This window comes from Streptomyces sp. NPDC058375, from assembly GCF_042723425.1.
GTDB classification, from domain to species: Bacteria; Actinomycetota; Actinomycetes; order Streptomycetales; family Streptomycetaceae; genus Streptomyces; species Streptomyces durocortorensis.
In genome coordinates this window covers 1-5,115 of record NZ_JBHXJG010000372.1, presented here as the reverse complement: position 1 = coordinate 5,115, position 5,115 = coordinate 1, and the positions used below count along the sequence as shown (strand labels likewise).

The following is a 5,115-nucleotide window of genomic DNA, read 5'->3' as shown; positions in this document are numbered from 1 at the left end:
TCCGCCGGGGCGGCTCGGCGGGCCCGGCTCAGGTCCGGTAGACGTCCAGGCGGCCGCACATGCCGAATCTGCCGTGCGCGGAGGGCCGTTCGGCGTGCACGCGGGCGTCAGCGAGGTGGCCCGCCTCGCCCCGGTCCAGCGCGTCGAGCTGGTCGGCGGTGGCGGCGGCGGCCGTCGCGGCCCCTTTCTCCCAGCGGGCGCGCCACTCGGCCGCACGGGGGCGGACGAGCGCGGCGGCGGCACGGTGGAACGCGGCCAGCGGTTCCGGGTCGCCCTTCTCCAGGGCCTCGCGCAGGGCGAGGAACCCCTCCACGGCGAGGTCGCGCCGGGCCCGCGCCGCCCGCTCCTGCACGGCCTCCTCGGCGTCCACCGGCAGGGCCACGGCCGCATGGTAGGCGTCCGGATCCGTGAGTCGGCCGGGCGGCAGGGTGAGCACGGCGTCGCCCGCCTCGGGCAGCCCGCTGTTCTGCATGAGCACGATGAGGCGCAGCCCGTCCTCGTTGACCAGGCGGTGGACGGTGCCCGGGGTGAACCAGACCAGCGCGCCGGGCGTCAGCGGGGTCTCCCGGAAGCCCTCGGCCGTGAGGGTCTGCACGGATCCGCTGCCGCCGACCACGACGTACCCCTCCGAGCAGGTCAGATGCAGATGCGGGGTGCCTCCGCGGAGCCCATCGGCGGCGGTCCAGTCGTAGACGTTCAGGTGCGAGACGGCGACGGCGCCGGGCAGTCCTTCGAAGGTCACCACGGGGGGCTCCTGAGTCTCGGTGGCACGGGCCCTGAACGATCCCGCGCAAGCGCTTTCTACGACTCTCGAACGCTAGGGCCGCCGCCGGACACCGGTCAAGGGAAGCGGGCGCGCCGGGCAGCGTCACCGGGGCGGCGGGCGTGTGCGCGGGCCACTGTCAGTGGCCGGGTGCAGACTGGCACTGTTCCGGCACGACGGCGTATCGGGAGGTCCAGAACCATGACCGATGTATTGCTCACCGCAGGCACTCGCAAGGGTCTTTTCATCGGCCGCAGACGCGGCGGGACCTGGGAGATCACAGGCCCGCACTTCAACGCGCAGGCGATCTACTCGGTCGCCGTGGACACCCGGGGGGACACTCCGAGAATCCTGGTCGGCGGCGACAGCGCTCACTGGGGGCCGTCCGTCTTCCACTCCGACGATCTGGGCGAGACCTGGGTCGAGCCGCGACAGCCCGCGGTGAAGTTCCCCAAGTCCACCGGCGCGTCGCTGGAGCGCGTCTGGCAGCTGCATCCGGCGGGACCGGAGGCGCCGGACGTGGTCTACGCGGGCACGGAGCCGGCCGCGCTGTTCCGTTCCGAGGACCGGGGCGAGTCGTTCGAGCTGGTGCGTCCGCTCTGGGAGCACCCGACCCGCTCGCGGTGGGAGCCGGGCGGCGGCGGCGAGGGGCTGCACACCGTCCTGACGGACTCCCGGGACGCCAAGGCCGTGACCGTCGCCGTGTCGACGGCGGGCGTGTTCCGGACCAAGGACGGCGGGGCGAGCTGGGAGCCGTCGAACAAGGGCGTCTCCGCGGTCTTCCTCCCGGACCCGGACCCGGAGTTCGGGCAGTGCGTCCACAAGGTCACCCGGGACGCGGCCGACCCGGACCGCCTCTATCTGCAGAACCACTGGGGCGTGTTCCGCAGCGACGACTCCGGCGACCACTGGATCGACATCGGCGCGGGCCTGCCCTCCGACTTCGGGTTCGCCGCCGCCGCGCACCCGCACCGCGGCGACACGGCGTATGTCTTCCCGATCAACGCGGACGCCGACCGGGTGCCGGCGGAGCACCGCTGCCGGGTGTTCCGTACGACCGACGCGGGGCGCACCTGGGAGCCGCTCTCCCAGGGCCTGCCGGACGGCGAGCATTACGGGACGGTGCTGCGGGACGCGCTGTGCACCGACGACGCGGATCCCGCCGGGGTCTACTTCGGCAACCGCAACGGCGAGTTGTACGCCAGTGCGGACGACGGGGACAGCTGGCAGCAGCTCGCCTCCCATCTGCCGGACGTCCTGTGCGTACGGGCGGTGGCGCTCGGCTGACGGCCGGCCGGCCGGCCGGAGCACCGACGGCAGTTGATCGGAGTGGTCCTATCAGCAGTAGAGTGCGGGCCGTGGCAGCACGACCGTTGAAAGAGATCATCGAGCCCGGGTGGACCGACGCCCTCGAACCCGTCGCCGAACGCATCGCCGCTATGGGCGACTTCCTCCGCGCGGAGATCGCCGCGGGACGCACGTACCTGCCTTCCGGGGCTCATGTACTGCGGGCGTTCCAGCAGCCGTTCGAGGAGGTGAGAGTGCTGGTGGTCGGGCAGGATCCGTATCCCACCCCGGGACACGCGATCGGGCTGAGCTTCGCGGTCGCCCCCGACGTCCGGCCGTTGCCTGGCAGCCTGGAGAACATCTTCCGGGAGCTGCACGGGGACCTGGGGCTGCCCAGGCCGTCCAACGGCGATCTCACGCCGTGGACGCGGCAGGGGGTGCTGCTGCTCAACAGGGCGCTCACCACCGCGCCGCGGCGGGCCGGCGGCCACCGGGGCAAGGGCTGGGAAGAGGTGACCGAGCAGGCCATCAGGGCGCTGGTGGCGCGGGGCACTCCGCTGGTGTCGGTCCTGTGGGGGCGTGATGCCCGCAATCTGCGTCCGCTGCTGGGCGACTTCCCGGCGATCGAGTCCTCGCACCCCTCCCCCCGGTCGGCGGACGCGGGCTTCTTCGGGTCGCGGCCGTTCAGCCGGGTCAACGAACTGCTGGAGCGCCAGGGGGCGCAGCCGGTGGACTGGCGGCTTCCGTGACCCACCCCCCGGCGGCGCCGGGAGCGTGCGTCCTCGGGGTCGACTCCGGGGGCTCCGGGCTGCGGGTGGCGCTGGGCCGGGTGGGGCTGTCCGGGCCGCTGTCGACGACGGTCTGCGCCGAGCCGGTGCGCACGGGGCCGGGCGGCATCGACGCCGGGCATCTGCTCGACCAGCTGCTGCCCGCCGCCCGGGAGTTGCTGGAACGCGCGGCCGCGCCCGACGACGCGGCGACCGGCGAAGTCGCGGCACTGGCGATCGGGGCCGCCGGCATGGCCACGCTGGGCGAGCGGTTGCGGGCGGAGCTGCCCGGCGCGCTCGCGGACGCGCTGGGGGTACGCCGGGTGGCGCTGGCCGCCGACGCGGTGACGGCCTACGCGGGCGCGGTGGGACAGCACCCCGGTGCGGTCGTCGCGGGCGGTACGGGCATGATCGCCCTCGGTACGGACCTCAAGGAGTGGCACAGGGCCGACGGATGGGGTCACCTTCTGGGTGACAGTGGCGGCGGCGCGTGGATCGGCCGGGCCGGGCTGGACGCGGCGATGCGGGCCCACGACGGGCGGCGTGGCGGTTCCGCCGCGCTGCTGGACCGGCTGCGGGCGGTGTTCGGACCGGCCGAGGAGCTGCCCGGGCTGCTCTATCCGCGGCCCGACCGGCCGGCCGTGCTGGCCTCGTTCGCCCCGGAGGTGGCGGCGTGCGCCGGAGCGGATCCGGTCGCCGCCGGCATTCTGCGGCAGGCCGCCGGTCATATCGCCGAGGCGGCGGCGGCCGTGTGCCCGCCGCCCGCCGGGACGGCCGGCCCGGGCGGCGAGGGTGATGCAGGCGGCCGGGGCGACGAAAGCGGCGAGGACGGCGAGGGCGGCGAAGTGGCGTTGACCGGGGGCCTGTTCCGGATGGGCGAGCCGCTGGTCGCGCCGCTGCGCGAGGAGTTGGCGCGGCTGCTGCCGGGGGCCCGGGTGACCGCGGCGACGGGCGATCCGCTGACGGGCGCACTCCGGATCGCACGTGCCCTGGCGGCCGGGAATCTGCGTCTGCCGCGTCATCCGACGATGCTCTTCGTGCCCTCGGAGCAGGGGACCGGAGAGCACGGCGGAACGGCGGTGCGCGGCGAGCCCCGAACGGGATGAGACGGCAGCGTGACGGTGGGGAGACGGGCGGGAATCCGGGGGGGACGACGAGCCGGCAACCGGTCGACAGACAGGGACACTCCGGCGGTACATCACTCATCGGACATAAGCGGATAGTTAACGCTCGACCGGACCCTCCCCGAACAGAGGGGCAGGCAAAACCAGTAGCATGCGGCGCCATGAGCACCCCCACTGGGCCCGCTTCCGGCCTGCCTGTACGAATGCCGCGACCTCGCCAGTCCGGACGGCACCGCCGCCCGGAGCCCGTGGTCGCACCTGAGGGCGCTGCCGCGCTCGTTCTCGCCGTTCCCGGTACGCCTTCCTCGGCCACGCGCAGCCTGGCCGAAGAGGTGATCAGCATCGCCCGTTCCGAGCTGCCCGGCCTCAACGCCCGGATCGGCTATCTCGACGGCGACGATGCCGAGTACCCGACCCTTGCCACCATTCTCGCCCACAACGCCGCCGAGCGCGTCGCGCGCTTCGAGCAGGCCGTCGCCGCCGGCCGTGAGGTCGCCGAGCCCACGGGTCCGTCCGCCGTCGTGGTCCCGCTGCTCGCGGGGCCCGACAGCGCGCTGATCCGGCGGATACGGCAGGCCGTGATGGACAGCGGTACGCAGGCCGAGCTGACCGATGTGCTCGGCCCGCACCCGCTGCTCGCCGAGGCCCTGCACGTACGGCTGTCGGAGGCCGGTCTCGCGCGCGCCGACCGCGCCAGGCTGTTCACCGTGGCCACCGCCGCCGACGGCATCGTGCTGGCCACCGTGGGCGGCGAGGAGGCCGTGCAGGCCGCCGGGATCACCGGCATGCTGCTGGCCGCCCGGCTCGCCGTGCCGGTGATGGCCGCCGCGCTGGACGTGGAGGGCTCGGTCGCGTCGATCGCGCAGCAGCTGCAGGGCTCCGGCTCCGCACAGCTGGCGCTGGCGCCGTACCTGGTGGGCCCGGAGGTCGACCCCGGCCTGCTGGACGCCGCCGCGAAGGAGGCGGGCTGCGCGACGGCCGAGCCGCTGGGCGCCTACCCGGCGATCGGCAAGCTCGTGCTGTCCCTGTACGCCACGACGCTGGGCATCACGCCGGCGACGCCGCAGGGCGCCCAGGGAGCTCAGGCCCACTGACCGGACGCCGTCGCCGTGGGGCGGTGGCTCGGGAAGCCGGACAGCGCGGCGGGCCCGGTCCGGAGGAAACTCTCCGGACC

At 74.4% G+C, this 5,115-nt stretch carries 5 protein-coding genes; 4 read left to right on the top strand and 1 reads right to left on the bottom strand.

What is annotated here, in order from left to right; all coding sequences use genetic code 11:
- Positions 1–28: 28 nt before the first annotated feature.
- Entirely contained in the window at positions 29–745 is a 717-nt protein-coding gene (locus tag ACFWM7_RS33465; protein ID WP_383268066.1) for a cupin domain-containing protein, read from the bottom strand.
- A gap of 219 nt (positions 746–964) precedes the next feature.
- Here ACFWM7_RS33465 and ACFWM7_RS33460 point away from each other — a divergent pair, with 219 nt between their 5' ends.
- The 4 genes from ACFWM7_RS33460 (at position 965) to ACFWM7_RS33445 (ending at position 5,035) form a co-directional block, all read left to right on the top strand.
- A complete protein-coding gene (locus tag ACFWM7_RS33460; RefSeq protein WP_383268064.1) occupies positions 965–2,050 on the top strand; it encodes a WD40/YVTN/BNR-like repeat-containing protein in 1,086 nt (361 codons plus the stop codon).
- A 71-nt stretch (positions 2,051–2,121) separates the two neighbouring features.
- Entirely contained in the window at positions 2,122–2,799 is a 678-nt protein-coding gene (locus ACFWM7_RS33455) for a uracil-DNA glycosylase (protein WP_383268061.1), read from the top strand.
- Positions 2,796–3,923 carry an N-acetylglucosamine kinase gene (locus ACFWM7_RS33450; protein ID WP_383268058.1) on the top strand — a complete coding sequence of 376 codons (1,128 nt, stop codon included), beginning with the start codon at positions 2,796–2,798 and terminating at the stop codon, positions 3,921–3,923. The genes ACFWM7_RS33455 and ACFWM7_RS33450 overlap by 4 nt, the downstream gene beginning before the upstream one ends.
- A gap of 179 nt (positions 3,924–4,102) precedes the next feature.
- On the top strand, positions 4,103–5,035 hold the full coding sequence (locus ACFWM7_RS33445) for a sirohydrochlorin chelatase (protein WP_383268056.1): 933 nt from the start codon (positions 4,103–4,105) through the stop codon (positions 5,033–5,035).
- The last annotated feature ends 80 nt before the right edge of the window (positions 5,036–5,115 follow it).

Bases quoted from the DNA above. Each gene is read 5' to 3' on its own strand.
- ACFWM7_RS33460 (WP_383268064.1), top strand. From the start codon at position 965: ATGACCGATGTATTGCTCACCGCAGGCACTCGCAAGGGTCTTTTCATC.
- ACFWM7_RS33445 (WP_383268056.1), top strand. From the start codon at position 4,103: ATGAGCACCCCCACTGGGCCCGCTTCCGGCCTGCCTGTACGAATGCCG.